This window comes from Micromonospora sp. NPDC050200 (assembly GCF_040656135.1).
Taxonomy (GTDB): Bacteria; Actinomycetota; Actinomycetes; order Mycobacteriales; family Micromonosporaceae; genus Micromonospora.
Window position 1 is genome coordinate 52,076 of record NZ_JBFALG010000014.1, and the last position, 24,303, is coordinate 76,378.

The 24,303-nt window shown below is 73.7% G+C and carries 23 protein-coding genes; 11 read left to right on the plus strand and 12 right to left on the minus strand.

Going from position 1 to position 24,303, the window contains the following annotated elements:
• Nucleotides 1-110: 110 nt before the first annotated feature.
• From AB0I41_RS12230 to AB0I41_RS12240, 3 genes are all read left to right on the plus strand, one after another.
• Complete coding sequence (locus tag AB0I41_RS12230) at nt 111-1,031, plus strand: ROK family protein (protein ID WP_357105449.1); 921 nt, start codon at nt 111-113, stop codon at nt 1,029-1,031.
• A gap of 139 nt (nt 1,032-1,170) precedes the next feature.
• Nucleotides 1,171-1,605 (plus strand): VOC family protein, encoded by a 435-nt coding sequence (locus tag AB0I41_RS12235; RefSeq protein ID WP_357105452.1) that lies wholly within the window; start codon nt 1,171-1,173, stop codon nt 1,603-1,605.
• Between the two features lie 317 nt (nt 1,606-1,922).
• Nucleotides 1,923-2,144, plus strand: coding sequence for a hypothetical protein (locus AB0I41_RS12240; protein WP_357105455.1), 222 nt, complete (start codon nt 1,923-1,925; stop codon nt 2,142-2,144).
• 57 nt (nt 2,145-2,201) lie between these two features.
• Here AB0I41_RS12240 and AB0I41_RS12245 read toward each other — a convergent pair whose 3' ends face one another.
• The 6 genes from AB0I41_RS12245 to AB0I41_RS12270 all read right to left on the minus strand — a co-directional run bounded on the left by AB0I41_RS12245 (nt 2,202) and on the right by AB0I41_RS12270 (nt 8,737).
• A complete protein-coding gene (locus AB0I41_RS12245; protein ID WP_357105458.1) occupies nt 2,202-3,626 on the minus strand; it encodes a carboxyl transferase domain-containing protein in 1,425 nt (474 codons plus the stop codon).
• A gap of 22 nt (nt 3,627-3,648) precedes the next feature.
• Nucleotides 3,649-4,875 carry a beta-ketoacyl-ACP synthase II gene (gene fabF / locus AB0I41_RS12250; RefSeq protein WP_357105461.1) on the minus strand — a complete coding sequence of 409 codons (1,227 nt, stop codon included), beginning with the start codon at nt 4,873-4,875 and terminating at the stop codon, nt 3,649-3,651.
• Nucleotides 4,876-4,877: 2 nt separating this feature from the next.
• Nucleotides 4,878-5,117, minus strand: a complete 240-nt coding sequence (locus AB0I41_RS12255; RefSeq protein WP_007463517.1) for an acyl carrier protein — start codon at nt 5,115-5,117, stop codon at nt 4,878-4,880.
• An 84-nt stretch (nt 5,118-5,201) separates the two neighbouring features.
• Nucleotides 5,202-6,146 (minus strand): beta-ketoacyl-ACP synthase III, encoded by a 945-nt coding sequence (locus AB0I41_RS12260; RefSeq protein WP_357105465.1) that lies wholly within the window; start codon nt 6,144-6,146, stop codon nt 5,202-5,204.
• Nucleotides 6,147-6,222: 76 nt separating this feature from the next.
• Entirely contained in the window at nt 6,223-7,392 is a 1,170-nt protein-coding gene (locus AB0I41_RS12265; RefSeq protein ID WP_357105469.1) for an acyltransferase domain-containing protein, read from the minus strand.
• A 100-nt stretch (nt 7,393-7,492) separates the two neighbouring features.
• Entirely contained in the window at nt 7,493-8,737 is a 1,245-nt protein-coding gene (locus AB0I41_RS12270; protein WP_357105472.1) for a helix-turn-helix domain-containing protein, read from the minus strand.
• Nucleotides 8,738-8,959: 222 nt separating this feature from the next.
• On the opposite strand from AB0I41_RS12270, the gene AB0I41_RS12275 reads away from it, so the two are divergent.
• Nucleotides 8,960-9,367, plus strand: a complete 408-nt coding sequence (locus AB0I41_RS12275) for a hypothetical protein (RefSeq protein ID WP_357105474.1) — start codon at nt 8,960-8,962, stop codon at nt 9,365-9,367.
• A gap of 153 nt (nt 9,368-9,520) precedes the next feature.
• Nucleotides 9,521-9,823 (plus strand): zinc-binding dehydrogenase, encoded by a 303-nt coding sequence (locus tag AB0I41_RS12280; protein WP_357105477.1) that lies wholly within the window; start codon nt 9,521-9,523, stop codon nt 9,821-9,823.
• Here AB0I41_RS12280 and AB0I41_RS12285 read toward each other — a convergent pair.
• A complete protein-coding gene (locus AB0I41_RS12285) occupies nt 9,771-10,439 on the minus strand; it encodes a hypothetical protein (protein WP_357105480.1) in 669 nt (222 codons plus the stop codon). The two genes, AB0I41_RS12280 and AB0I41_RS12285, sit on opposite strands and share 53 nt — an antisense overlap.
• A gap of 267 nt (nt 10,440-10,706) precedes the next feature.
• Between AB0I41_RS12285 and AB0I41_RS12290 the strand changes: the two genes are divergently transcribed.
• The gene (locus AB0I41_RS12290; RefSeq protein WP_357105668.1) at nt 10,707-11,261 is read left to right on the plus strand and encodes a copper resistance CopC family protein; all 555 of its coding nucleotides are present in this window, start codon (nt 10,707-10,709) and stop codon (nt 11,259-11,261) included.
• 80 nt (nt 11,262-11,341) lie between these two features.
• Here AB0I41_RS12290 and gltX read toward each other — a convergent pair whose 3' ends face one another.
• From gltX to AB0I41_RS12305, 3 genes are all read right to left on the minus strand, one after another.
• The gene (gene gltX, locus AB0I41_RS12295) at nt 11,342-12,751 is read right to left on the minus strand and encodes a glutamate--tRNA ligase (RefSeq protein ID WP_357105483.1); all 1,410 of its coding nucleotides are present in this window, start codon (nt 12,749-12,751) and stop codon (nt 11,342-11,344) included.
• A gap of 169 nt (nt 12,752-12,920) precedes the next feature.
• On the minus strand, nt 12,921-14,198 hold the full coding sequence (locus tag AB0I41_RS12300; protein ID WP_357105486.1) for an MFS transporter: 1,278 nt from the start codon (nt 14,196-14,198) through the stop codon (nt 12,921-12,923).
• Nucleotides 14,195-15,505 carry a GH1 family beta-glucosidase gene (locus AB0I41_RS12305; RefSeq protein WP_357105489.1) on the minus strand — a complete coding sequence of 437 codons (1,311 nt, stop codon included), beginning with the start codon at nt 15,503-15,505 and terminating at the stop codon, nt 14,195-14,197. The genes AB0I41_RS12300 and AB0I41_RS12305 overlap by 4 nt, the downstream gene beginning before the upstream one ends.
• A 199-nt stretch (nt 15,506-15,704) precedes the next feature.
• On the opposite strand from AB0I41_RS12305, the gene AB0I41_RS12310 reads away from it, so the two are divergent.
• Nucleotides 15,705-16,151 (plus strand): SRPBCC family protein, encoded by a 447-nt coding sequence (locus tag AB0I41_RS12310; RefSeq protein WP_357105491.1) that lies wholly within the window; start codon nt 15,705-15,707, stop codon nt 16,149-16,151.
• A gap of 306 nt (nt 16,152-16,457) precedes the next feature.
• On the opposite strand, the gene aceE is transcribed toward AB0I41_RS12310, so the two are convergent.
• A complete protein-coding gene (gene aceE / locus AB0I41_RS12315) occupies nt 16,458-19,202 on the minus strand; it encodes a pyruvate dehydrogenase (acetyl-transferring), homodimeric type (RefSeq protein ID WP_357105494.1) in 2,745 nt (914 codons plus the stop codon).
• A 179-nt stretch (nt 19,203-19,381) separates the two neighbouring features.
• Here aceE and AB0I41_RS12320 point away from each other — a divergent pair, with 179 nt between their 5' ends.
• Both AB0I41_RS12320 and AB0I41_RS12325 read left to right on the plus strand, forming a co-directional pair.
• Nucleotides 19,382-19,690 carry a hypothetical protein gene (locus AB0I41_RS12320; protein WP_357105497.1) on the plus strand — a complete coding sequence of 103 codons (309 nt, stop codon included), beginning with the start codon at nt 19,382-19,384 and terminating at the stop codon, nt 19,688-19,690.
• Between the two features lie 23 nt (nt 19,691-19,713).
• Nucleotides 19,714-20,118, plus strand: a complete 405-nt coding sequence (locus AB0I41_RS12325) for a YjbQ family protein (RefSeq protein ID WP_357105500.1) — start codon at nt 19,714-19,716, stop codon at nt 20,116-20,118.
• Between the two features lie 118 nt (nt 20,119-20,236).
• Here the strand turns inward: AB0I41_RS12325 and AB0I41_RS12330 are convergent, their stop codons facing one another.
• Entirely contained in the window at nt 20,237-20,824 is a 588-nt protein-coding gene (locus AB0I41_RS12330; RefSeq protein ID WP_357105503.1) for an NADPH-dependent FMN reductase, read from the minus strand.
• Between the two features lie 83 nt (nt 20,825-20,907).
• Here AB0I41_RS12330 and AB0I41_RS12335 point away from each other — a divergent pair, with 83 nt between their 5' ends.
• Both AB0I41_RS12335 and AB0I41_RS12340 read left to right on the plus strand, forming a co-directional pair.
• A complete protein-coding gene (locus tag AB0I41_RS12335) occupies nt 20,908-21,387 on the plus strand; it encodes a MarR family winged helix-turn-helix transcriptional regulator (protein ID WP_357105505.1) in 480 nt (159 codons plus the stop codon).
• A 231-nt stretch (nt 21,388-21,618) separates the two neighbouring features.
• Nucleotides 21,619-24,204, plus strand: coding sequence for a thiamine pyrophosphate-dependent enzyme (locus AB0I41_RS12340; RefSeq protein ID WP_357105671.1), 2,586 nt, complete (start codon nt 21,619-21,621; stop codon nt 24,202-24,204).
• Nucleotides 24,205-24,303 lie beyond the last annotated feature (99 nt).

Here is a 24,303-nt window from a genome sequence, read left to right on the forward strand (position 1 = left end):
CGTGAACGAAAGGTCAGCCCAGTGAGCGCGAGGAGTGAGCGGCGCGGCGTCCGCCGGCCGTGCGGCCCGGCGGTCGCGAGCCCCGCAGTCGCGAACGAAAGGCAGGTCCAGTGAGCGTGCGCCTGGCCGGGCGGGCCGTGACGGACATCCGTACCGGCGGGTTGCTGCTCGGCATCGATTTCGGCGGCACGAAGATGGCGGTCGGGGTGGCCGACGCCGACGGCCGGTTGCTGGCCCACCAGCGCGTCCCCACGCATGCGGATCGGGGCGCGCCGCAGGCGCTGGAGCGGGCGCTGGACCTGGCCGCGAAGCTGGTCGCCGGGGTCGGCGGCCCGGTGGCGGCGGCCGGGGTGGCCTCGCCCGGCGTGGTCCGTCCGGACGGCATCGACCTGGCCCCGAACGTGCCCGGCTGGGAGCGGCTGCGGCTGGCCGACGCGGTCCGCGACAAGCTCGGTGTGGCCCACGTGGCGGTGGACAACGACCTGAACGCGGCCGCCCTGGCCGAGCTGCGGCTGGGCGCGCTGCGCGACGCCGACCCCGGTCTGGTCGTCGGGCTCGGCACCGGCGTCGCGGCGGCGGTCACGGTCGGCGGCGTGGTGCTGGCGGGCCATCGTGGCGCGGCCGGCGAGATCGGGTACGCGGTGGTCGGCGGCCCCTGGCCCGGCACCATGCTGGAGCTGGACTTCTCCGGCCGGGCGCTGGACCGGCTCGCCGACGAGCTCGGCGTGCCCGGTGCCGCCCCCGGCCTGGCCGCGGCGGCGGTGCAGCCGGGCGCGGCCCGGGAGGCGTTGACCGCCCGGGTCGACGAGCTGGCCCGCCACCTGGTCACCTGCTGCCTGCTGCTCGACCCGCAGCGGGTGGTGCTGGTGGGCGGGGTGGCCGGCAGCGAGCTGATCCGGGGGCTGCTCGTCGACCGGCTCGCCGAAGTGCTGCCGCACCGGCCAGACGTGGTGCTGTCCCGGTTCGCCGACGACGCGGCGCTGCTCGGCGCGGTCACCCTGGCCCGCGGGGCGGTCCCCGCACCCCGCTGACCCGGCTTGTCCCCGGCTCAGGATCGTCATCCCACGGCTCAAGGTCCCACTCATCTTCAAGAGTCGGCCGCATGCGCCACAACCTGGCCAGGGGCGGGCCCGTGGAGACGACGAAAGACCCCGCCTCTATGGTGGGCCGATGGCGTCGGTCAAGCAGATCCAAGTCACCTTCGACTGCGCAGAACCTGAGCGCGTCGCTCGTTTCTGGTGCGAGGTGTTGGGGTACGTCGTACCGCCGCCACCGGAGGGGTTTGCTACTTGGGACGATTTCGATCGCGCGCTGCCGCCTGAGCGTCAGGGTTCAGCGTTCGCATGCAGTGATCCCTCAGGTGTGGGCCCGCGACTGTTCTTCCAGCGCGTTCCCGAAGGCAAGGTCGTCAAGAATCGGCTGCATCTTGACGTGCGGGTCGGCACCGGGCTCGTGGGTGAAGAGCGCCTGGCCACACTTGAGGCCGAATGCGCACGACTGGTCGCGCTCGGCGCGGTACGCGTACGACTACTGCGCGCCGATGGCGACAACGAGTCGTGCCTCGTGATGCAGGACATCGAGGGCAACGAGTTCTGTCTCGACTGAGTGGCCGCGAACGTGGCACCTTCGCGAGCCGACTGGTGCAGTTCGCCATCACGAGGGTCGCCGTCCCGCGGCGCGCCACCGGTCCTGCGGCTGGGCACGTTGAGCCGTACGCCGACAAGCGCCCGGGCCAGCGGGGCGCGCCGCTCGCGGTACCACCAGTGGGTGTCCTCGAGCGCGGCGAGCTTGCGGATCTCCGTCGCTCCACGGCGTGCTCCTGGCGGGTCCGGCGGCCCTCACCCTGGCGGCCCGCGCGGTCGCCGGCCCGTGCCGGGGAAATCGGGTGCGGCGCGGGGCGCGGTGCTGGCAGCCTGGCCGTCATGGGACGGGTGGCGCGGAGTTTCGACTACGTCGAGCGGGCGGACGGATCGGTGGTGATCAGCCACCACGGCCGACCGGCCGGCACGTTGCGCGGCGACCGGGCGGCACAGTTCCTCGCCGAGGTGCGCGAGGATCCGCAGCTGGTGATGGCCCGCTGGACGGGCAACTACCGCCGGGGCAACGAGCGGGCCGCCCGTCAGCACCCCCGCAACCGGGGCTGAGACGCGGTCAGGGCCCGCGCCCGGGAAGGCGCGGACCCTGAGACGGTACGACCGGTGCTACAGCGGGATGTTGCCGTGCGCGCCCCGGGCGGCCGGCGCCGCGGCGAGCGCCTCGGCGATCCGGCGCCGGGTCTCCTCCGGCTTGATCACGTCGTCCACCACGCCGATCTCCAGCGCCCGGTTGACCCCGCCGGCGACCCGGGTCTGCTCCTCGATCAGCTGCGCGCGCAGCGCCTCGCGCTCCTCTGCCGGGGCGGCGGCGAGCTTCTTGCGGTGCAGGATGTTGACCGCCGCGCTGGCGCCCATCACCGCGACCTCCGCGTTCGGCCAGGCGAAGACCGCGGTCGCGCCGAGCGAGCGGGAGTTCATCGCGATGTACGCCCCGCCGTACGCCTTGCGGGTCACCAGCGTCACCCGCGGCACCACCGCCTCGGCGAAGGCGTGCAGCAGCTTCGCCCCGCGCCGGACCACGCCGTCCCACTCCTGGCCCAGGCCGGGCAGGTAGCCGGGCACGTCGACCAGCACGATCAGCGGCACCCCGAGCGAGTCGCACATCCGCACGAAGCGGGCCGCCTTCTCGGCGCTGGACGCGTCGAGGCAGCCACCCAGCCGCAGCGGGTTGTTGGCGATCACGCCCACCGTCCGGCCGGCGAACCGGCCGAGCGTGGTGACGACGTTCGGCGCCCACTTGGCGTGCAGCTCCACACCGGGGGCGTCCAGCAGCGCCTTGACCACCGGCTTCACGTCGTACGCCCGGTTGGTCTCGGCCGGCATCTTCGCGGCCAGGTCGTGCCCGTCCTCGACGCCGGCCGCCACGTCGTCGGGGGAGAGCCGGCCCTGGCGGCCGAGCAGCGCGGCGAGCTTGCGCGACTCGGTCATCGCCGTCTCGTCGTCGGCGCAGGTCACGTGCACCACACCGGAGCGCCGGCCGTGCGGCTCGGGGCCGCCGAGGCGCTCCATGTCGACCTGCTCGCCGGTGACGCTGCGAACCACCTCGGGCCCGGTCACGAAGATCCGCCCCGCGCCGCTCATCACCACGATGTCAGTCAGCGCCGGCCCGTACGCGGCGCCGCCGGCCGCCGGGCCGAGCACCACCGAGATCTGCGGCACCCGGCCGGAGGCCCGCACCATGGCGGCGAAGACCTGCCCGACGGCGTCGAGCGCGACCACGCCCTCGGCCAGCCGGGCCCCGCCGGAGTGCCAGAGGCCGAGCACCGGCACCCGCTCCCGGACGGCCGTGTCGATCGCGTCGACGACGTGCCGGCACCCCTCGGTGCCCATCGCGCCACCCATCTTCGTGGCGTCGGTGGCGTACGCGATCGCCGGCGTGCCGTCGATCGCGCCCCGCGCCCAGAGCACGCCCGAGGTGTCCCGCGGCGCCAGCAGGCGCAGCGAGCCCGCGTCGAACAGGGCCCGCAGGCGCAGCTCCGGATCCCGGTAATCCACGGTGGACGGGTCCGCACCAACGGCGGTGGTGGTCACGTGAGCCTCCAAGGCTGTGGTCTCAGGCCCGAGTGAAGACGAGAGCCACGTTGTGCCCGCCGAAGCCGAACGAGTTGTTCAGCGCGGCCGGGATGTCCATGTGGCGCGCCTTGTTGGCGGCCACCTCCAGGGTGAGGCCGTCGTCCGGGTCGTCGAGGTTGATCGTCGGAGGTACGACACCGTCGCGGATCGCCAGGATCGTGGCGATCGACTCCAGCGCGCCCGCCGCGCCGAGCAGATGACCGGACATGGACTTGGTGGAGGTCAGCACCGGGTGGTCGCCGAGCGCCTCGCGCAGCGCCTTGATCTCGGCGATGTCGCCGACCGGGGTCGAGGTGGCGTGCGCGTTGACGTGCACGATGTCGGACTTCGCCACGTCGGCGTCGGCGATCGCCATGCCGATGGCCCGGATCGCGCCCGCCCCCTCCGGGTGCGGCTGGACGATGTCGTAGCCGTCGGAGGTGATGCCCGAGCCGGCCAGCCGCGCGTACACCCGGGCGCCCCGGGCGGCGGCGTGCTCGGCCCGCTCCAGCACCAGGATGCCGGCGCCCTCGCCGAGCACGAACCCGTCCCGGCCCTTGTCCCAGGGGCGGGAGGCCCGCTCCGGCTCGTCGTTGCGGGTCGACATGGCCCGCATGGAGCTGAAGCCGGCGATCGGCAGCTGGTGGATGACCGCCTCGGTGCCGCCGGCCACCACCACGTCGGCCCGGCCGGCGCGGATCATGTCCATGCCGAGCGCGATGGCCTCCGCGCCGGTGGCGCAGGCGCTGGCCACCGAGTGGACGCCGGCTCGGGCGCCCAACTCCAGCCCCACCCAGGCGGCGGGGCCGTTCGGCATCAACATCGGGATGGTGTGCGGGGAGACCCGGCGCGGGCCGGACGCCTCCAGGATGTCGTCCTGGGAGAGCAGGGTCAGCGCGCCGCCGATGCCGGAGCCGACGCTGACGCCCAGCCGGTCCGGGTCCGGCCCGGAGTCGGCCAGGCCGGCGTCCGCCCAGGCCTGCTGCGCCGCGATGATCGCGATCGCCTCGGAACGGTCGAGCCGGCGCAGCTTGACCCGGTCCAGTATGCCGGCCGGGTCGACCGCCAGCTGGGCGGCGATCCGGACCGGCAGCTGCCCGGCCCACTCCGGGGTGAGCGCACTCACCCCGGAGCGGCCGGCGAGCATGGCGTCCCAGGTCGACGCGACGTCCCCGCCCAGCGGGGTGGTCGCGCCGAGCCCGGTGACGACGACGTCGATGCGACTCATGATCAGGACTGCGCCTCGATGAAGCTGACGGCGTCCCCGACGGTCTTGAGGTTCTGCACCTCGTTGTCCGGGATCTTGACGCCGAACTTCTCCTCGGCCGCCACCACGACCTCCACCATGGAGAGCGAGTCGACGTCGAGGTCGTCGGTGAAGGACTTCCCCTCGGCCACGTCGTCCGGGTTCACCCCGGCAACCTCTTCGAGGATCTCGGCGAGGCCGGTGGTGATCTCGTCACGGGTCATTGCGGTTGGTTCCTCTCATCGGGGGTACTCGGCGGCCGACGACGCCGGCCGCCACTCCTCCGCGCTCGCGCGCCGGAAGGGGTCTCAGGGGCAGCGGACGACCTGACCGGCGTAGGTCAGGCCACCGCCGAAGCCGAAGAGCAGCACCGGGGCGCCCGAGGGCACCTCCCGCCGCTCGATCAGCTTGGACAGGGCCAGCGGCACGCTCGCCGCCGAGGTGTTGCCGGACTCGACGATGTCCTTGGCGATGATCGCCTGGGGGATGTTCAGCCGCTTGGCGATGCCGTCGATGATCCGGGAGTTGGCCTGGTGCGGCACGAACGCGGCCAGCTCCGACGGGTCGACCCCGGCCCGCTCGCAGGCCTGCAGGGCCAGCGGGGCCAGCGCGGTGGTGGCCCAGCGGAAGACCGCCTGACCCTCCTGCGCGATGTACGGGCGCCAGCCCTCGATGCGTACCGCGTCGCTCTTCTCCGGCGCCGAGCCCCAGACCACCGGGCCGATTCCGGCGGGCTCGCCCTCGGCGGCGGCGGTGACCACCGCGGCCCCGGCGCCGTCGCCGAAGATGATGCAGGTGGAGCGGTCGGTCCAGTCGAGGAACTCGGAGAGCTTCTCGGCGCCGATGACGAGCGCGTTGCGCGCCGCCCCGGCCCGGATCGCGTGGTCCACCGTGCCGAGGGCGTACGCGAAGCCCGAGCAGGCGGTGTTGAGGTCGTACGCGCCCGGGGCGGTGATGCCCAGCTTGGCGGCGACCCGGCAGGCCACGTTCGGGCTGCGGTCGACGGAGGTGCAGGTGGCCACGACGACCAGGTCGATGTCGGTGGCGGTGAGGCCGGAGTTGGCCAGCGCCTTTGCGGCGGCGGCGGTCGCCATGTCGGCCACGGTCTCCCCGTCGGCGATCCGGCGGGTGACGATGCCGACCCGGTCCCGGATCCACTCGTCGTTGGTGTCGACCAGCTGGGCGATGTCGTGGTTGGTGACCACGCGGGAGGGCTGGTAGTGCCCCATCGCGAGGATCCGGCTGCCGGTCATGCGGTGGCCTCCCTGTGATCGGCCCCGTCGTGAGCCTGGTGCGGACTGGGTGCGGTGGTTCGCTCGCTGCGCTCGCTCATGCGGGGCCTCCGATGCGGGCGAGGGGTTGGCCCGGCGCGACCGGGTCGTCGTGGTGGGCGAGCCACTCGGTGAGCAGGCCGCTGTCGTGCGCGGTCACCTCGACCGGCCCCTGCCGGGTCGCGATGTGGCCGATCACCTGGCCGGTGCGGAGGTCGGCGCCCTCGGCGAGCTCCGCGGCCGGCTCGAACGTGCCGGCGGCGGGGGAGACCACCACCCGGAACTGGACCACCGGCTCGTGGCCGCGCAGCCCGCTGTGCCGGGCGATCAGGTCACGGGCGGCCGGCAGGTCGTCGGGGGTGTTGAGGGTGACGATCTCGGGCCCGCCGGTGGCCTTCAGCTCCCGCTTCATCAGGCCGGCCAGGGTGCCCGCCGGGGGGAGTTCGACCACGCCGGTGACGCCGAGGTCGGCCAGGGTGCGCATGCACAGGTCCCACCGGACCGGCGCGGTGACCTGGCGGACCAGCCGCTGCACCATCTCCCGGCCGTGGTTGACCGCCGAGCCGTCGAGGTTGGACAGCAGGATCCGGGCCGGCTCGGCCGGGGTGATCCCGGCGGCCACGCCGGCCAGCGCGGCCTCGGCCGGGGCCATGTACGGGGTGTGGAACGCGCCGGCGACCTTGAGGCGGGTGATCCGGGCCTTCGCGGGCGGCTCGGCGGCGAGCTTGTCCAGCGCGTCGAGCGCGCCGGCGGCGACGATCTGACCGGCGCCGTTGCGGTTGGCCGGGTGCAGCCCGTGCGCCTCGATCGCGGCGAGCACCTCGTCCGGGTCGCCGCCGAGCACGGCGGCCATGCCGGTGGGCTCCAGGGCACAGGCGGCGGCCATCTCCCGGCCGCGTACCCCGGCGAGGGTGATCGCCGCCTCGGCCGGGAGCACCCCGGCGAGTGCGGCGGCGCCGAGCTCGCCGACGCTGTGGCCGGCGGTGACCGCGACGTCGTGCATCGGCAGGTGCTCGGCGGCGAGCAGGGCGGCGGCGACCAGCAGCGGCTGCGTACGAGCGGTGTCCTTGATCTCGTCGGCGTCGGCCTCGGTGCCGAGGTGCACCAGGTCGACCCCGGCGAGCGCGGACCACCAGCGCAGGCGGGCCTCGGTGCCGGGGAGGTCGAGCCAGGGAGTCAGGAAGCCGGGTTTCTGCGAACCCTGGCCGGGAGAGAGTACGGCGAGCACGTCTATGACTCTCCCGGATACCTGTGGGTAGCGCTGTGTCGGCACCGACCAAACCGCACTAGAACCTTTGGAGGGATCCTACAAAGATCAGCGGCGGTCATCACCCCGTCTGTGAGGTTTTCCCCACGCCTGGGCTCAATGTCTGGGTCGGGGCGGTCGTGACGGCGGGGGCCACCGGGTCGAGCCGCCCGACGGTCAGCGCCACCTGGAGGGCGAACGCGTCCCGGGGCGACAGCGGCGAGAAGCCGGTCACCTCGGAGATCCGGCGCAGCCGGTAGCGGACCGTGTTCGGGTGTACGAACAGCGACCGGGCCGCGCTCTCCAGCGTCCCGCCCGCGGTGAAGAAGGCGTCCAGCGTCTCCAGCAGCTCGCCGCCGGCGCGGACCAGCGTCGCGTACACGTCGTGCCGCAGCCGCCGGCGGGCCTCGGCGTCGCCGGCCAGGGCCCGCTCGGGCAGCAGCTCCGCCGCCGGCACCGGGCGCGGCGCGGTGGGCCAGGCCGGCGCGGCGCGGAAGCCGGCGAGCGCGGCCCGCGCCGACTCCGTCGCCTCGTCCAGGCTGGGTACGGCCGGCCCGACCACCACCGGCCCGTCGCCGAACGCGGGCAGCAGCTTCTCGGTGGCCGCCAGCGGGTCCGCCGCGCCGCCGAGCACGATGACCAGCCGGTCGCCGTGCACGCCGCCGATCACGTCCACCCCGATCCGCCGGGCCTGCCGGTAGACGGTGTGCAGCACGACGGCCACCTCCCCGCCGGGGGAGCGTCCCACCGCCACCGCCACCGGCGGCGCGTCGGCCCAGCCCAGCGCCGCGGCCCGGCTGGCCAGCACGTCGGGGGAGTCGCCGCGCAGCAGCGCGTCGACCAGCAGCGCCTGGAGCCGGGCGTCCCAGGACCCGCGGGACTCGGCGGCCCGGGCGTACACCCGGGCGGCGGCGAAGGCGATCTCCCGGGAGAACCGCAGCACCGCCTCGCGCAGCTGCTGTTCCTCGCCCGGCGCGGCCAGGTGCGACACCTGCTCCTCGACCACGTCGATGGTCACCTTGATCAGCGCCACCGTCTGCTGGAGGCTGATCGAGCGCGCGAGGGCCTCCGGGGCGGTGGCGAAGACCTCGTCGGAGACCTCCTGCGTGCTGTCCGCGCTGCCGCCGCCCGAGCGCAGCCACTGCACCAGGGACCCGGCCCCGGCCTGCGCCACCAGCATGACCCACGAGCGCTGGTCGGCCGGGAGCTCCCGGAACCAGGGCAGGGTCTCGTCCATCCGGGCCACGCTGGCGGTGGCCAGCGCCCCCGCCGCCCGCTCGATCCGGCGCAGCGTGGCCGACAGCTCCGTCCCGCCCGGCTCGCTCACCGGTCCAGCCTGACACGTGCCGACCTGGCCCTTTACGTCGGGCCGTCAGGTGCCCCTGGCTGGTGGTGGCGACGGTCCTTCCCGGTCTGGGAGACGATCTTCCCGCGCCGTCCGAAGCGCTGACAACGGGTACGCGCTGCACGGGCGTCGGTGCCGGCCAGTACGGTGGCACTGCCGCCGGGGCGACCTCCCGGCGCGCGACGCGAGCGTGAGGAGACCGGGATGGCGCACGGGGAGGCCGAGCACGGCTGCGCCCAGGGCGAGCCCTGCCGGCCAGGCCACCACGAGCAGCAGGGGCCGCTGCGGCCCCACCGCCGGCTCGCGGCGGCGCCCTGCCCGACCGAGCAGGCCGGCCGGGCGCCCGAGCGGGCCGACGAGGAGCTGGCGGTGCCCCGCCAGCGCCCCGCCGAGACGGCCGCCTCGGAGGCGGCGACACCCCGGCCGCGCGGCGTCGAGCCGGGCCACCGCCCCCGGGCCGTCGAGCCGGCCGGGCCGGGCGAGCCCGACCGGTCCACCCCCCGGGCCTGCCGCAGCGACCTGGCCGGCTGGGCCGGCGCGCACCGGCACGGCCCGGTCCGCCCCGGCCGCCGCCCCGACCGCCGGGAGCGGCCCCCGCACCGCTGGTGCTGACCCCCTGCCGGCCGTCCGGCCGTCAAGGGCGTGTCTCCCGGATCTTCGCCGGCCTGCGACGGGCCCGGACGAGACCCAGGAGACGTCGGGTCCGTCCGCCGCGACCACGTCCAGTACGGCACGTCGCCGAACTCGTCGGCCCCGGAGCGCTGCTTGGCCGACAAGCCGTCGCAGGCGTCCTGGGTGGAGGCCGCCGGCCTGTCGCTGGCCGGGCTCACCGCCTACGGACCGTCCACCCAGGACCTCACCGTGCCGGCCGGGCTGGTCGACGCCGGCCGGCTCACCGTGCACGTCGGACGGACGTTCCCGCTGGCGCAGGCCGCGGACGCCCAGCGTCTGGTGGCCGAGGGGCAGGTCCGCGGCAAGGTGGTGCTGGAGGTCTGTGCCGCCCGGAGCGGGCGGCTCAGCGGGTACGGCGGCGGATCAGCAGCGCGATCCCGGCCAGCCCGGAGGTGATCACCAGCATCACCCCGGCGTTGAGCAGCAGCAGGCGCTGCAACTCGTTGATCGCCTCGTCGATGTCCTTGCCGGGGTTGAGGGAGTCCTCCGGGATGACCCGCTCGCCGCCGCCGACCCCGCCGCTGACCGTGTCGAACTGCCGCTCCAGCGGCACCCCGGCGGTCCGCAGGGTCTCGGACATGTTGAGCCGACCGAGGAACCAGCCGGCGCTGGTCTTGCGGGAGTCCGGCTGCTTGGCCGGCCGGTAGACCCGGGGCCCGCCCTTGGCGAAGGGGTAGAGGACGAACGTCTGCTTCGGCACGTCCCCGGCGAGCACCACGATCGTGTACTTCGGACCGAGGTCGACGGCCCGGGGGCCGGTGGCGGCCCCGGTGCGGCCGAACCAGTTGACCTGGTCGATCACCGCGAGCACGTGGGCGGGCTGGCTGTCGGCGCGCAGCCGCAGCGGCTCGGTCAGCCCGTCGCCGGTGATGTCCACTCCGGCCGGGGGCGGCTTCGGGGCGGCCCGTCCCGGGCCGGTCGCCCACGCGGGGGCGGCCATCCCGATGCTGAGCACCGCCGCCGCCGTCACGGCGACGACCATGCCGAGCAGCCGCCTCACCCTCTTGGCCATCGCCGCCTCCTCGCCCCGTTCGATGGATGGCTGTGCTGCAGGTCACGCGTTGGTTGGTCGATGGCGGTGACCGTGCCCGCAGGTTGGGCCCCACCTCAAAGACTCCGCAGAACGGCGCTCGGTTGCAGCTGCTGGACCATTATGTGGAACTATCTGCGATCCGGAACCGACTAATGGTCAGCCGTTGATCAGCGGGCGGATCGTACCTTTGCGGAGGGGTTCATGGGGGGCAGGGTCGCACGTGCGGCGCGTACCTCGCTAGCGGTTATGGGCGTGGCGCTCGGTGTGTCTTTGCTGCTGCCGGCAACGCCGGCAGCCGCGCACAACTCGCTGACCGGCAGCAACCCGGCCGACGGCGCCCGGGTGGCGGAGGCGCCCGCCCGGATCGAGCTGCGTTTTCTGTCCAAGGCCGACCCGGCTACGACGAAGATCACAGTGGTCGGTCCGGACAACGTACCGGCCGCCGGCGGCGCGCCGAGCTTCACCGGGAGCCGGGTCGCCGTGCCGTTCAAGCCGGGCCGGGCCGGGCTCTACATCGTCGGCTACCAGCTGGCGTCGAGCGACGGCCATCCGGTGAAGGGGGAGGTGCGCTTCACCCTCACCACCGGCACGCCGGCCGACCCGTCGCCGTCGGCGGCTGCCCCCACCACGGCCGGGCCCGCGTCGCCGTCGGCGGCCGCACCCACCACGGCCGGGCCGGTCGCCCCCGCTGCCGGCTCCGACGACCAGGGCGCGCCGGTCTGGCCCTGGCTGCTCGCCGCCGGGCTCGTCGTGGCGGGACTCGCCGCCGCCCTGCTGCGCCGCCGCACCACCCGCGACTGACCGATCCCGCGCCGGAGCGCCCGGTGCGGGTACGACGAAGGGCCCACCGGTTCCCCCGGCGGGCCCTTCTCGCGTACGGGTCAGACCAGGCGGACCCGGGCGGCGCGCAGCCGGCCCAGGGTGCGCTCCCGGCCGAGCACCTCCAGCGATTCGAACAGCGGCAGCCCGACGGTGCGGCCGGTGACCGCGACCCGGACCGGCGCCTGCGCCTTGCCCAGCTTCAGGCCGCGCTCCGCGCCCACCGCCTCCAGGGTCGCCTTCAGCGACTCGGCGTCCCACGAATCCACCGCCTCGTACGCGGCGATCGCCGCGTCGAGCAGCTCGGCCGCGCCCTCCTTCATCGCCTTGGCCCAGGCACCCTCGTCGATCAGCGGGTCGGCCAGGAAGAGGAAGTCGACGTTCGGCACGATCTCGCTGAGCACCGCGATCCGGGTCTGGGCCAGCGGCGCCACCGCGGCGAACGCGTCGGCGTCGAACTCCGCCGGCTGCCACGGCGGCGGCGCGATCGTGTCGGTGCCGGTCAGCCAGGGCTGACAGGCGGCGACGAACCCGTCGACCGGCAGCGCCCGGATGTACTCGCCGTTGAACGCGCGCAGCTTCTTCTCGTCGAAGAAGGCGGGGGAGGGGTTGACCTCCTCCAGCCGGAACTCCTGCTCGATCACCGACCAGGGCACGATCTCCCGATCGCCCGAGGGCGCCCAGCCGAGCAGCATCAGGTAGTTGCGCATGGCGTCGGCGAGGTAGCCCTCGTCCTTGTACGCCTCCAGGGCGACCTTGTCGCGACGCTTGGACAGCTTCTGCCGCTTCTCGTTGACCACCACCGGCACGTGGGCCCAGACCGGCGGCTTGACCCCGAGGGCGTCCCAGAGCAGCTGCTGCTTCGGGGTGTTGGGCAGGTGCTCCTCCGCCCGGACCACGTGGGTGATCCCCATGGCGATGTCGTCGACGACATTGGCCAGCAGGAAGACCGGGGAGCCGTCGCCGCGGGCGATGACGAAGTCCTCGATCAGCTTGTTCTCGAAGGTCGGCTCGCCGCGGATCAGGTCGACCACCACGGTCTGGCCCTCGTCAGGGGTGCGGAAGCGCAGCGCGCGCCCCTCGCCCGGGGTCAGGCCCCGGTCCCGGCAGAAGCCGTCGTAGCCCTGGTACTGCGAGCCGGTGCGGGCCTGCACGGCCTCCCGGGTGCAGTCGCAGTAGTACGCCCGGCCGGCCTCGTACAGCCGCTGGGCGGCGGCGCGGTGCTCCCCGGCGTACTGCGACTGGAAGTACGGGCCCTCGTAGCTGCCGCGCGCGATGCCGATCCACTCCAGCGCGGACAGGATGCCCTCGGTCCATTCGGGCTTGTTCCGCGCCGCGTCGGTGTCCTCGATGCGCAGCACGAAGACCCCGCCCTGCTGCTTGGCGTAGATCCAGTTCTGCAGCGCCGAGCGGGCGCCGCCGACGTGGAACATACCGGTCGGGGAAGGGGCGAAGCGCACACGTACCGTCACGTCCTCCAGCCTACGGCCGGCCGCGACCCCATTCCCCCAGGGGTCCCGGCTCACCCCACCCCCCACCCCCAAGATCCACACACTTTCTCGGAAAGAGTGCTTATTCCGCGCCGAACAGCCACTCTTTCCGTGAAAGTGCGCCCACCGGAGGGTGGGGGTGGGGTGGGGGTCAGCGGATGGTGCGGATTTTGAGGACCAGGGCGCTGCCGAGCAGGGTGACCGCCGCCGTGACGGCGTAGAGCGTCGGGTAGCCGCCGAGGTGGACCACAATCGGGGCGGAGATGGCCGGGCCGAGCACCTGCGGCGCGGAATTCGCGATGTTGATCACCCCGAGGTCCTTGGCCCGGTCGGTGGCGCGGGGCAGCACCTCGGTGATCAACGCGGCGTCGACCGACAGGTAGACGCCGTAGCCGGCGCCGAGCAGCAGCGCGGCGGCCACCGCCGTCGACCAGACCGGCGCGACGGCCAGCAGCAGCGCCGCCACCGCCATGATCACCCCGGCGGCGATCACGAAGACCTTGCGCCGGCCGGAGCGGTCGGAGAGCCGGCCGGCGACCACCGCCGTCAGCATCATCCCGGCGGTGTAGAGCAGGATCAGCACCAGCAGCGCACCCTCGGGGTCGGGGTGGCGCACCCCGTCGGTGAGGAAGTACAGCAGGTAGAGGGTGCCGAGCGCGTTGCCGATCTGGACCAGGAAACGGGTGATCCAGGCCCAGGCGAAGTCCGGGTGCCGGCGCGGGCTGATCCACATCGAGGCGACCAGCGCGCGCCAGCGCAGCACCGGCCGGTGCGCCCGGGGCAGCGGGTCGTCGGCGGTGAACAGCGCGAACGGCAGCGCGAGCACCAGCACGGCCACGGCGATGGTCGCGTACCCGGCGGTGGTGCCGCTGACCACGGCGGTGACCAGCACCGCGCCGACCACCAGGCCGAGGGCCTGCGGGATGCCCACCCAGCCGGAGACGCCGCCGCGCTGGGCGACCGGCACCCGGTCGGGGATGGCCGCGGTCAGGCTGGCCAGCATCGCGTTGAAGCAGACCTGGGCGGCCACCCAGCCCAGCGTCACCCCGGCGACGGTGTCCTGCCGGGCCAGCAGCACCAGGGCGAGCGCGCCGAGCAGCGCGCCGCCCGCGGTCCACACGTGCCGGCGGCCGAATTCGCGCCCGCCGATCCGCAGGCAGGTACGGTCCGACAGCGCCCCGGCGAGCGGGTTGGCGAGCACCGCCGCGAGGGCGCCGATCCCGGTGACGACCGCCAGCATCGCCTCCTTGTCGCCCGGCGCGATCCGCTCGATCTGCTGCGGCAGCAGCACCTGGATCGGGGTGAAGAAGGCCATCCAGACGCCGAGGTTGGCGGCGAAGATCAGCGCGATCCAGCCCCGTCGCACCGGGACGACCGGCTCGGCCAGCGCCGCCGGCAGCGAGGTCGGCGTCGGGTCGATCGTGGTCACCGCCGGACGACCTGGTCCCGGTACCAGGCGTACGAGGACTTGGGCGTGCGGACCTGGGTGTCGAAGTCCACGTGCACCAGGCCGAAGCGCTTGGTGAAGCCCTCCGCCCACTCCCAGTTGTCGAGCAGGGACCAGACGAAGTAGCCGGTGACGTCGACGCCGTCGTCGATCGCCGCCCGGACCGCCCGCAGGTGCCCGTCCAGGTACGCGATCCGCTCCGGGTCGTGCACCCGGCCGTCCGCGTCGGGTACGTCGTCGTAGGCGCAGCCGCTCTCGGTGACCTGGATCGGGGGCAGCGCCGCGCCGTAGGTGTCGCGCAGCCAGGTGAGCAGCTCGCGCAGTCCCTCCGGGACCACCGGCCAGTCGAAGGCGGTCCGCAGGTGCCCGTCCAGTGGCACCAGCTCGAAGGGGAGCGGGCCACCCTCCTCCGGCGCGCGGATCCCGGTCGGGTTGTAGTAGTTCACCCCGAGCACGTCGATCGGCGCGGCGATCACGTCGAGGTCCCCGTCGCGCACCGGGGCGGCGTCGAAGCCGGGCGGGTAGCCCCGGCCGAGCAGCGGGTCGGTGAAGAGCCGGTTGTGCAGCGCCTCGTACGCCGCCCCGGCGGCCCGGTCGGCGTCGGTGTCGCCGGCCAGCCGCACCGGCGAGTAGTTGTTGGCGATGGCGACCGGGCTGGTGGTGCGGGCGCGTAGCGCGGTGACCGCGAGGCCGTGCCCGAGCAACTGGTGGTGGGCGACCGGCAGGGCGTCGAGGAGCAGGAACCGACCCGGCGCGTGCCCGCCCGTGGCGTGGCCGAGGCTCATGTGGATGAACGGCTCGTTGAGGGTGATCCAGAGCTTCACCCGGTCGCCGAGGCGGGCGGCGACCAGGTCGGCGTACGCGGCGAAGCGGTGCGCGGTGTCCCGGTGCAGCCAGCCGCCCGCGTCCTCCAGCGGCTGCGGCAGGTCCCAGTGGAACAGCGTGGCCACCGGGTCGATGCCGGCGGCGAGCAGGTCGTCGACGAGCCGGTCGTAGAAGTCCAGGCCGGCGGGGTTGGCCGCCCCGGTCCCGCCGGGCTGGACCCGGGGCCAGGCGATGGAGAACCGGTACGCCGAGACGCCCAGCCCGGCCATCAGCGCGACGTCCTCGCGGTGCCGGTGGTAGTGGTCGCAGGCGACGTCGCCGGTGCTGCCGTCGGCGATCCGGCCCGGGGTGTGCGCGAAGGTGTCCCAGATGGACGGCCCGCGTCCGTCGGCGTCGGCGCCGCCCTCGATCTGGTACGCGGAGGTGGAGACCCCCCAGCGGAAGCAGGCGGGGAACGTGGGCATCGGCGCGGTCGTCACAGTCGCCCTCCCGAACATGAAGCGTGTTCGGGACTCTAGGACGCGGGACCCGGAAGCGCCATAGGCCCGCGACGATGCCAGCGCAAGGGTTTTCGGCGTGTCTTTTCCGAACCCGTCCGGGTAAGTCCGAATTTGCGCATACAGTGCGGAATATCGCGGATGTCCTCAGTGGGGGAAGACAGAAATGATCCTCGTGGAACGCAGTGCGCACGTGATGGCGTCGATGGAAGCGGTCTGGGAAGTCGTACAGCGGGCCGAGCAGTTGCCGGCCTGGCTGGCCGGGGTCCGCGCGGCCGAGGTCCTCTCGGGGGAGGGCTTCGGCCGGCGACAGCTGGTCCAGGCCGGGCGCGGCGCGGCGCACGAGGCCGAGGTGATCGCCTACCAGGAGCCCGCCCTGATCGGATGGCGGGAACGGGCCAGGGGCGCCGGCGCCCGCGCGGAGGCGCGCACCGAGATCTACGTCCAGCTCACTCCCGACGAGGAGGAGGGCGGGACGATCGTGCGGCTCATCGTCGTACGCTGGCCGGCCGGTCCGGTCAAGGCGGCCCTGCTCCGACTCGGACTGCGTCGGGTCGGCGCCGACCTGGAGGACTCGCTGGCCCGACTCACCGACCTGGCCGCCGTCGGTTGAGACGGCCGCGTCCTACGGCGTCACCCGCGACGGCGGTGGCCCGGCGTCCCCGCCAGGGGCTCCGGACCACCGCCGCTCCCGTCCCCGGCCCTCGGCCCGCGCACGGCTGGACTCCGTGGCCGCGACCGGCGGCACGGCCGCGCCCGGCACGCCGCCACCGCCCATGACCGCCTCGGCCGGCGGACGACAGAGGGCCCGGCGCGTGATGCGCCGGGCCCTTCCGTCGTACGCGGGAACCAGGGCGTGTCTCCCGGATCCTCGCCGTCCGGGTCTCGTCTCGGCTCGACGAGATCCAGGAGGCACGCCCTAGCTGTCGCCGCCGGTCTCGCTGACCGGGGCGGCGTTGACGTCCTCGATGGCGTACTTCTTGGCGGCCTCGGCCGGCACGGTCGCCGGCACCGCGCCGCGCAGCGCGAGCTGCCGCAGCGCCGCGACCGCCACCGACTCGGCGTCGACGTGGAAGTGCCGCCGCAGCGCGTGCCGGGTGTCCGACATGCCGAAGCCGTCGGTGCCGAGCGAGGTGTAGTCGCCGGGCACCCAGCGGGCGATCAGGTCCGGCACCGCGCGCATCCAGTCGCTGACCGCGACCTTCGGCCCGTCGGCGTCGGCCAGCTTCTGCTGGATGTACGGCACCTTCGGCTCGCTGCCCGGGTTGAGCAGGTTGTGCTCCTCGCACTCGACCGCGTCCCGGCGCAGCTCGGTCCACGAGGTCACCGACCAGACGTCGGCGGCCACCCCCCAGTCCTGGGCCAGCAGCTGCTGCGCCCTGAGCGCCCACTGCATGCCGGTGCCGGAGGCCAGGATGTTGGCCTTCGGGGCGTTCCCGCCCACCTGCGGTGCCGGGGAGTAGCGGTAGATGCCCTTGAGTAGCCCCTCGACGTCCACGTCGGACGGCTCGGCCGGCTGGTGGATCGGCTCGTTGTAGACCGTCAGGTAGTAGAAGACGTTCTCCTGCGCCTCCCCGTACATCCGGTGCAGGCCGTTCTCCATGATGTGCGCGAGTTCGTACGCGAACGCCGCGTCGTACGCGACCACCGCCGGGTTGGTGGCGGCGATCAGCAGCGAGTGCCCGTCCTCGTGCTGGAGGCCCTCACCGTTGAGCGTGGTCCGGCCGGCGGTCGCGCCGAGCAGGAAGCCGCGTGCCATCTGGTCGGCGGCCGCCCAGAGCCCGTCGGCGGTCCGCTGGAACCCGAACATCGAGTAGAAGATGTACATCGGGATCATCGGCTCGTCATGGGTGGCGTACGACGAGCCGGCCGCGGTGAACGAGGCGACCGAGCCGGCCTCGTTGATCCCCTCGTGCAGGATCTGCCCGGTGGTCGACTCCTTGTACGACAGGAACAGATCCCGGTCGACCGAGGTGTACCGCTGGCCGTGCGGCGAGTAGATCTTCGCGGTCGGGAAGATCGAGTCCAGGCCGAAGGTGCGGGCCTCGTCCGGGATGATCGGCACCCAGCGCTTGCCGAACTCCTTGTCCTTCATCACGTCCTTGAGCAGGCGGACGAAGGCCATCGTGGTGGCCACCTTCTGCTTGCCGGAGCCGCGCTTGACGTCGGCGAACCGCTCCGGGCCCGGGATGTTCAGCCGCTTGGTGCTGGTCCGCCGGGTCGGCAGGTAGCCGCCGAGCTGCTGGCGCCGCTCCTTGAGGTACGCGATCTCGTCGGAGTTCTCACCCGGGGTGTAGTACGGCGGCAGGTAGGGGTTGTCCTCCAGCGCCTTGTCCGGGATGTCGAGGTAGAGGCGGTCGCGGAAGGTCTTCAGGTCCTCCAGCGTCAGCTTCTTCATCTGGTGGGTGGCGTTGCGAGCCTCGAAGTGCGAGCCGAGCGTCCAGCCCTTGATCGTCTTGGCCAGGATGACCGTCGGCTGGCCGGTGTGCTCGGTCGCCGCCTTGTACGCCGCGTAGAGCTTGCGGTAGTCGTGGCCACCCCGCTTGAGGTTCCAGATCTCGTCGTCGGACAGGTGCTCGACCATCTTGCGGGTCCGCGGGTCGCGGCCGAAGAAGTGCTCCCGCACGTACGCCCCGGACTCCGCCTTGTAGGTCTGGTAGTCGCCGTCGGGCGTGGTGTTCATCAGGTTCACCAGCGCGCCGTCGGTGTCCCCGGCGAGCAGCGGGTCCCACTCCCGGCCCCAGACCACCTTGATGACGTTCCAGCCGGCGCCCCGGAAGAAGGCCTCCAGCTCCTGCATGACCTTGCCGTTGCCCCGGACCGGGCCGTCCAGCCGCTGGAGGTTGCAGTTGATCACGAAGGTGAGGTTGTCCAGCTCCTCACGGGCGGCCACGCCGATCGCGCCGAGGGTCTCCGGCTCGTCCATCTCGCCGTCGCCGAGGAACGCCCAGACGTGCTGCTGGGAGGTGTCCTTGATGCCCCGGTGCTGCAGGTACCGGTTGAACCGGGCCTGGTAGATGGCGTTCAGGCCGCCGAGCCCCATCGAGACGGTGGGGAACTCCCAGAAGTCCGGCATCAGCCGCGGGTGCGGGTACGACGGCAGCCCGCCGTTCGGGTGGGACAGCTCCTGGCGGAACCCGTCGAGCTGGTTCTCGCTCAGCCGCCCCTCCAGGAACGCCCGCGCGTACATACCGGGGGAGGCGTGGCCCTGGTAGAAGATGTGGTCGCCGCCACCCGGGTGGTTCTTGCCCCTGAAGAAGTGGTTGAAGCCCACCTCGTAGAGCGACGCGGAGCTGGCGAAGGTGGAGATGTGCCCGCCGACGCCGATCTCCGGGCGCTGCGCCCGGTGCACCAGCATCGCGGCGTTCCACCGGACGTACGCCCGGATCCGCCGCTCGACGTGCTCGTCGCCCGGGAACCACGGCTCGCGCTCCGGCGGGATGCTGTTGATGTAGTCGGTGGTGGTCAGCGACGGCACCCCGACCTGGCGCTCACGGGCCCGCTCCAGCAGGCGCAGCATGACGTAGCGGGCGCGCTTTGTCCCGCGCTCGTCGATGACACCGTCGAGCGACTCGACCCATTCGGCGGTCTCTTCAGGGTCGGTGTCCGGAAGCTGGCTCGGCAGACCAGCGGTGATCACCGGGCGCTTGCGTTCCGTAGCCACAGGCGTTCCCTCGGTTGTGTGTGGGATAGGTCTCTAGCGCCATCCTGCCCCCTGGTGGCATACCTCGTCACCTCTAGCTCCCCCAGACGCGACGCTGAACACAGGTACCCGCCGGTAACTTTGTGCGACGGCCCCCTGGGCTACCCCGGGTGGAGTGCCGCGTCCCGTACCCTCCGTCCATGCGGTGGGCGCTCCTGGGCGTGGTGATCGTCGGTGTGGGGCTGGTCGCGCTCGCCTTCGGTGCGGGCGGGCTGCTGACCGGGGAGTCGGGCCTGCTCGCCGCCTTCGTGGCCGGCGTGGTGCTGGTGCTGCTCGGCGTCGATCTGGTGAAGTACGCCCGCCGCCCGCGCCCCGAGCGTCGCACGGACGACGACCCGCGCGGTCCCGGGGTGCAGGGTCCGAGCGGCGCCGAGGGCGCCGACTACCGCGACTCCTCGTCCGACGGCGACGGTGGTGCCGGAGACGGCGGCAGTGGCAGTGGTTGCTGAGCTGGTGCGGCAGAATGCGGCGCATGCGCAGTGAGGTGATCACCGTCCGGACCGGGTCCCGGCCGACCGTCCAGGACATCACCGCCGAGGCCGAGCGGTTCGTCTCCGGCCAGGGCGACGGCCTGCTGCACGTCTTCGTGCCGCACGCCACCGCCGGCCTGGCGATCATCGAGACCGGTTCCGGTTCCGATGACGACCTGCTGCGGGCGATCGACGACCTGCTCCCCGCCGACGACCGCTGGCGGCACCGGCACGGCTCGCCCGGCCACGGGCGCGACCACGTGCTCCCCGCATTCGTCCCCCCGTACGCGACCCTGCCGGTCCTCGACGGCCGCCTGGCGCTCGGCACGTGGCAGTCACTCACCCTGGTCGACCCCAACGGCGACAACCCCACCCGCCAGGTCCGCTTCTCCTTCCTCCCCGCCTGACGCCGCCCGCCTCGGGCCCCGCCTCGGGCCCCGCCTCGGGCCTCTTTCACGGAAAGAGTGGCCATCCCGCGCGGAACAGCCACTCTTTCCGGGAAAGTGCGCGCACCCGGTCGGTGCGTCAGGCGGTGGCGGCGGCGAGCTGGGTTACGCGGATCTTGGTGGCGAGGGCGTCGAGGAGGGTGCGGAGCAGGTTCTCCGTGGTCTCGTCCTTGACGGTGCCGTCCGCGGCAAGCTTCTCGTGGGCGTTGGTGACGATGATCTCGGGCTTGGTGACCACCGCGGAGTCGGTCCAGAGGAAGAGCTGGCGCAGCTGGAGCTGAGCGCGGACGGTGCCCATCCCGGTCGGCGCGGCGCCGACGATGGCGATCGGCTTGTGCGCCAGCGGGGAGACCCACGAGGTGATCGGGAAGCTGGGGCGCGACGCCCAGTCGAGGGCGTTCTTCAGCACGCCGGGGACGCCGTAGTTGTATTCCGGAGTGGCGACGAGCAGGGCGTCCGCGGCGGCGATCCGCTCCCGCAGGTCCACCACGGCGGCTGGCGGCTGGGCCTCGACATCCTCGTTGAACGGCGGGATCGCGCCGAGGTCGGTGTACTGCTCGATGGTCAGGCCGGCCGGGGCGAGCCGCTGCGCCGCCCGGATCAGCGCGGTGTTGAACGACGCCTCGCGCAGGCTGCCGGAGATGGCGAGGACGGTGCGGTCGGACATGGGTGGATCCTCTCGATCGCGAATGCGTGAGCTTGCCAATAGTAGAGCTGCTCAACTATTGAGCCGCAAGTAGGATGTGAGACATGACGCAGAGCACCGTTCCCACCGGGTCCGACCTGGGCGACCGCTCCCGTCTGGCCGGGGACGCGGTGCGCCGGATCATGCACATCGCCTCCGCCATCCGGCACTACCAGGACGTCGAGGTCGCCGAGCTGGGGCTGACCCCGGCGGCGGCCCGCGCGCTGTACGAGCTCGACCCGGACCGGCCGCTGCCCGCCCGCGACCTCGCCGAGCAGCTGCGCTGCGACCGGTCCAACGTGACCGCCCTGGTGGACAAGCTGGAGCAGGCCGGCCTGGTCGAACGCCGGGTCGACCCGGCCGACCGGCGGCAGAAGACGCTGTTGGTGACCGAGGCCGGCCGACGGATGCGCGAGCGGGTACACCGGGTGATGACCGACTCCCGGCTGCTCGCCGGCCTGAGCGCCGAGGAGCTGGCCACCCTGCGTGAGCTGGTCTGGAAGGTTTCCGACGGCGGCTGCCCGGAGCAGTGCGGCCCGGAGTGAGTCCGGCCGGGCGCGTCGTGTCTGAGTGGGCGACCCTGGCCTCCGTCGGTAATGCTGATCGACGTGACCACCCCGCAGGACCTCGACGACCGATTCCGGGAGAGCCTGGGCGCGCTGCCCGAGCCCGAGCGGCGACGTGACCCGGCAGAGCCGGTCCGCGAGGGCGCCGCGCTGACCGGGCGGCAGCTGCTCGCCCTCTTCGACGCCCAGGTCACCAGCCGCCAGCTCGACCTGGCCGGGCGCTGGCTGCGCAGCTTCGGGGAGGGCTTCTACACCATCGGCTCGGCCGGGCACGAGGCCAACGCCGCGGTCGCCGCCGCGCTGCGCCCCACCGATCCGGCGCTGCTGCACTACCGCTCCGGCGCCTTCTACTGTGCCCGCGCCGCCCGGGCCGCCGGCGAGTTCCCCGCCGCGGGCACCGGCGACGGTACGCCCACCGCCGGCACTCCCGGCCCCGCCGATGCCCCGGGTGACGGCGCGGCCCCCGTCAGGGTCCCCGACGCCTCCACCGGCAGCGCGGACCCCGTCAACGCCACTGACGCCTCCGGTGACGGCGCCGACTTCGCCGAGGTCCCTGACGTCCTCGGTGACGGCGTCGATCCCGTCGGGGTCCCCGGCCCCTCCGGAGACGTGGCGTCGACGGTCGCGGATGGCGGGCCGACGCGGGAGCAGGCGGCCCCCGTGGCCCCGGCCACCGCCGGCGGCGCCGTCACGGGTGCGGCCGCCTACCGCGTCGGCACGGACGGTACCGCCGAGGCGATCGCCGCCGGTCCCCTCCCGGACCGCACCGGCACCGGCGCCGAGGCGGTTCCCGGTGGCGGCGCCTCCGCCCGCGACGCGGCCACCGGCGCGGGCCGGCCGGACGCGTACGCCGACGCCGCGCGGGACGTGCTGCGCGGGATGGTCGCCTCGGCACGGGAGCCGGTCGCCGGGGGCCGGCACAAGGTCTTCGGCCGGGCCGACCTGGCCGTCGTGCCCACCACCTCCACGATCGCCTCGCACCTGCCCCGGGCGGTCGGGCTGGGCCTGGCCCTGGAGCGGCTGCGCCGGGTGGGGACCGCCGGCCGGCGGGACGGCGCCGACGCCCCGCTGCGCTCGCCGTGGCCCCGGGACGCCATCGTGGTCTGCTCCTTCGGCGACGCCTCGGTCAACCACGCCAGCGCCACCGCCGCGCTCAACACCGCCGGCTGGTACGACCACACCGGGCTGCGTATCCCCGTGCTCTTCGTCTGCGAGGACAACGGGCTGGGCATCAGCGTCCGCTCGCCGGAGGGCTGGGTCGAGCGGAGCCTGCGGGCCCGGCCCGGGCTGCGCTACTTCTCCGCCGACGGGGCGGACCCCGTCGGGACGTACGCGGCGGCGGCCGAGGCGGCGGCCTGGGTACGCCGGCACCGGCGGCCCGCGGTGCTGCACCTGCGCACCGTACGGCTGATGGGGCACGCCGGCGCCGACGCGGAGACCGCCTACCGCAGCGCCGCCGAGATCGCCGCCGACGAGGCGCGAGACCCGGTGCTGGCCACCGCCCGGCTGCTGGTGGACGCCGGCCTGGCCACCGGCGAGGAGCTGCTGTCCCGGTACGACGAGCGCGGCTGGCAGATCCGCCGGATCGCCGAGGAGGTGCTCGACGAGCCGAAGCTCGCCACGGCGGCTGAGGTGGTCGCCCCGCTCGCGCCGCGCCGGCCGTTGCGGATCTCCACGGCGGTGGCGGAGGTGGCGTCCCGGGCCGCCGGCCCCGGCGCGGGCGCCCGCGCCGAGGCGTTCGGCGGGAAGCCGCCGGAGCTGGCCGGCCCGCTCACCCTCGCGCAGAGCATCAACGCCGCCCTGGCCGACGGGATGCTCGAGCACCCGGGGATGGCGGTGTTCGGGGAGGACGTCGCCGCCAAGGGCGGGGTGTACGGGGTGACCAAGGGGCTGCGTGAGAAGTTCGGCCCGGCGCGGGTGTTCGACACGCTGCTCGACGAGACCTCGGTACTGGGGCTGGGCCTGGGGGCCGGGCTGGCCGGGCTGCTGCCGGTGCCGGAGATCCAGTACCTGGCGTACCTGCACAACGCCGAGGACCAGCTGCGCGGCGAGGCGGCCACCATGCAGTTCTTCTCGCGGGGGGCGTTCCGCAACCCGATGGTGGTGCGGGTGCCGGGGCTGGCGTACCAGGAGGGGTTCGGCGGGCACTTCCACAACGACAACTCGGTGGCCGTACTCCGGGACGTGCCCGGCCTGGTGATCGCGGTGCCGGCGCGGCCGGACGACGCCGCGCCGCTGCTGCGCACCTGCCTGGCCGCCGCGGCGGTGGACGGCAGCGTCTGCGTCTTCCTGGAGCCGATCGCGCTCTACCACACCCGCGACCTGTACGAGCCGGGCGACGGCGAGTGGCTGGGGCAGTACGCGGAGCCCGGCGCGTGGGCGTCCGGGCACGTGCCGATCGGCCGTGCCCGGGTCTACGGCGTCGGCTCGGCCGGGGACGTTACGATCCTCACCTTCGGTAACGGGGTGCGGATGTCCCTGCGGGCCGCCGCCACCCTCGCCGACGAGGGGATCGGGACCCGGGTGGTGGACCTGCGCTGGCTGGCCCCGCTGCCGGTGGCGGACCTCATCCGGGAGGCGTCGGCGACCGGCCGGGTGCTGGTGGTGGACGAGACGCGCCGGTCCGGCGGGGTCGGCGAGGGGATCCTCGCGGCGCTGGTCGACGCCGGATATGTGGGTGCCGCGCGGCGAGTGGCCGGAGTTGACTCGTTTGTACCATTAGGTCCGGCGGCGCGTCAGGTTCTGGTCTCCGAGGAAGCCATTACCCAGGGTGCCCGTACGCTGCTGGCACGGTAAATTCCGTTCCACCCGGTGCGCCACTTGCGCGTGGGCCCGCAACTGTGTGGACTTTGCCTGACGGCGTCGCCCGACGTCGCAGACAGGGATGAGATGAGG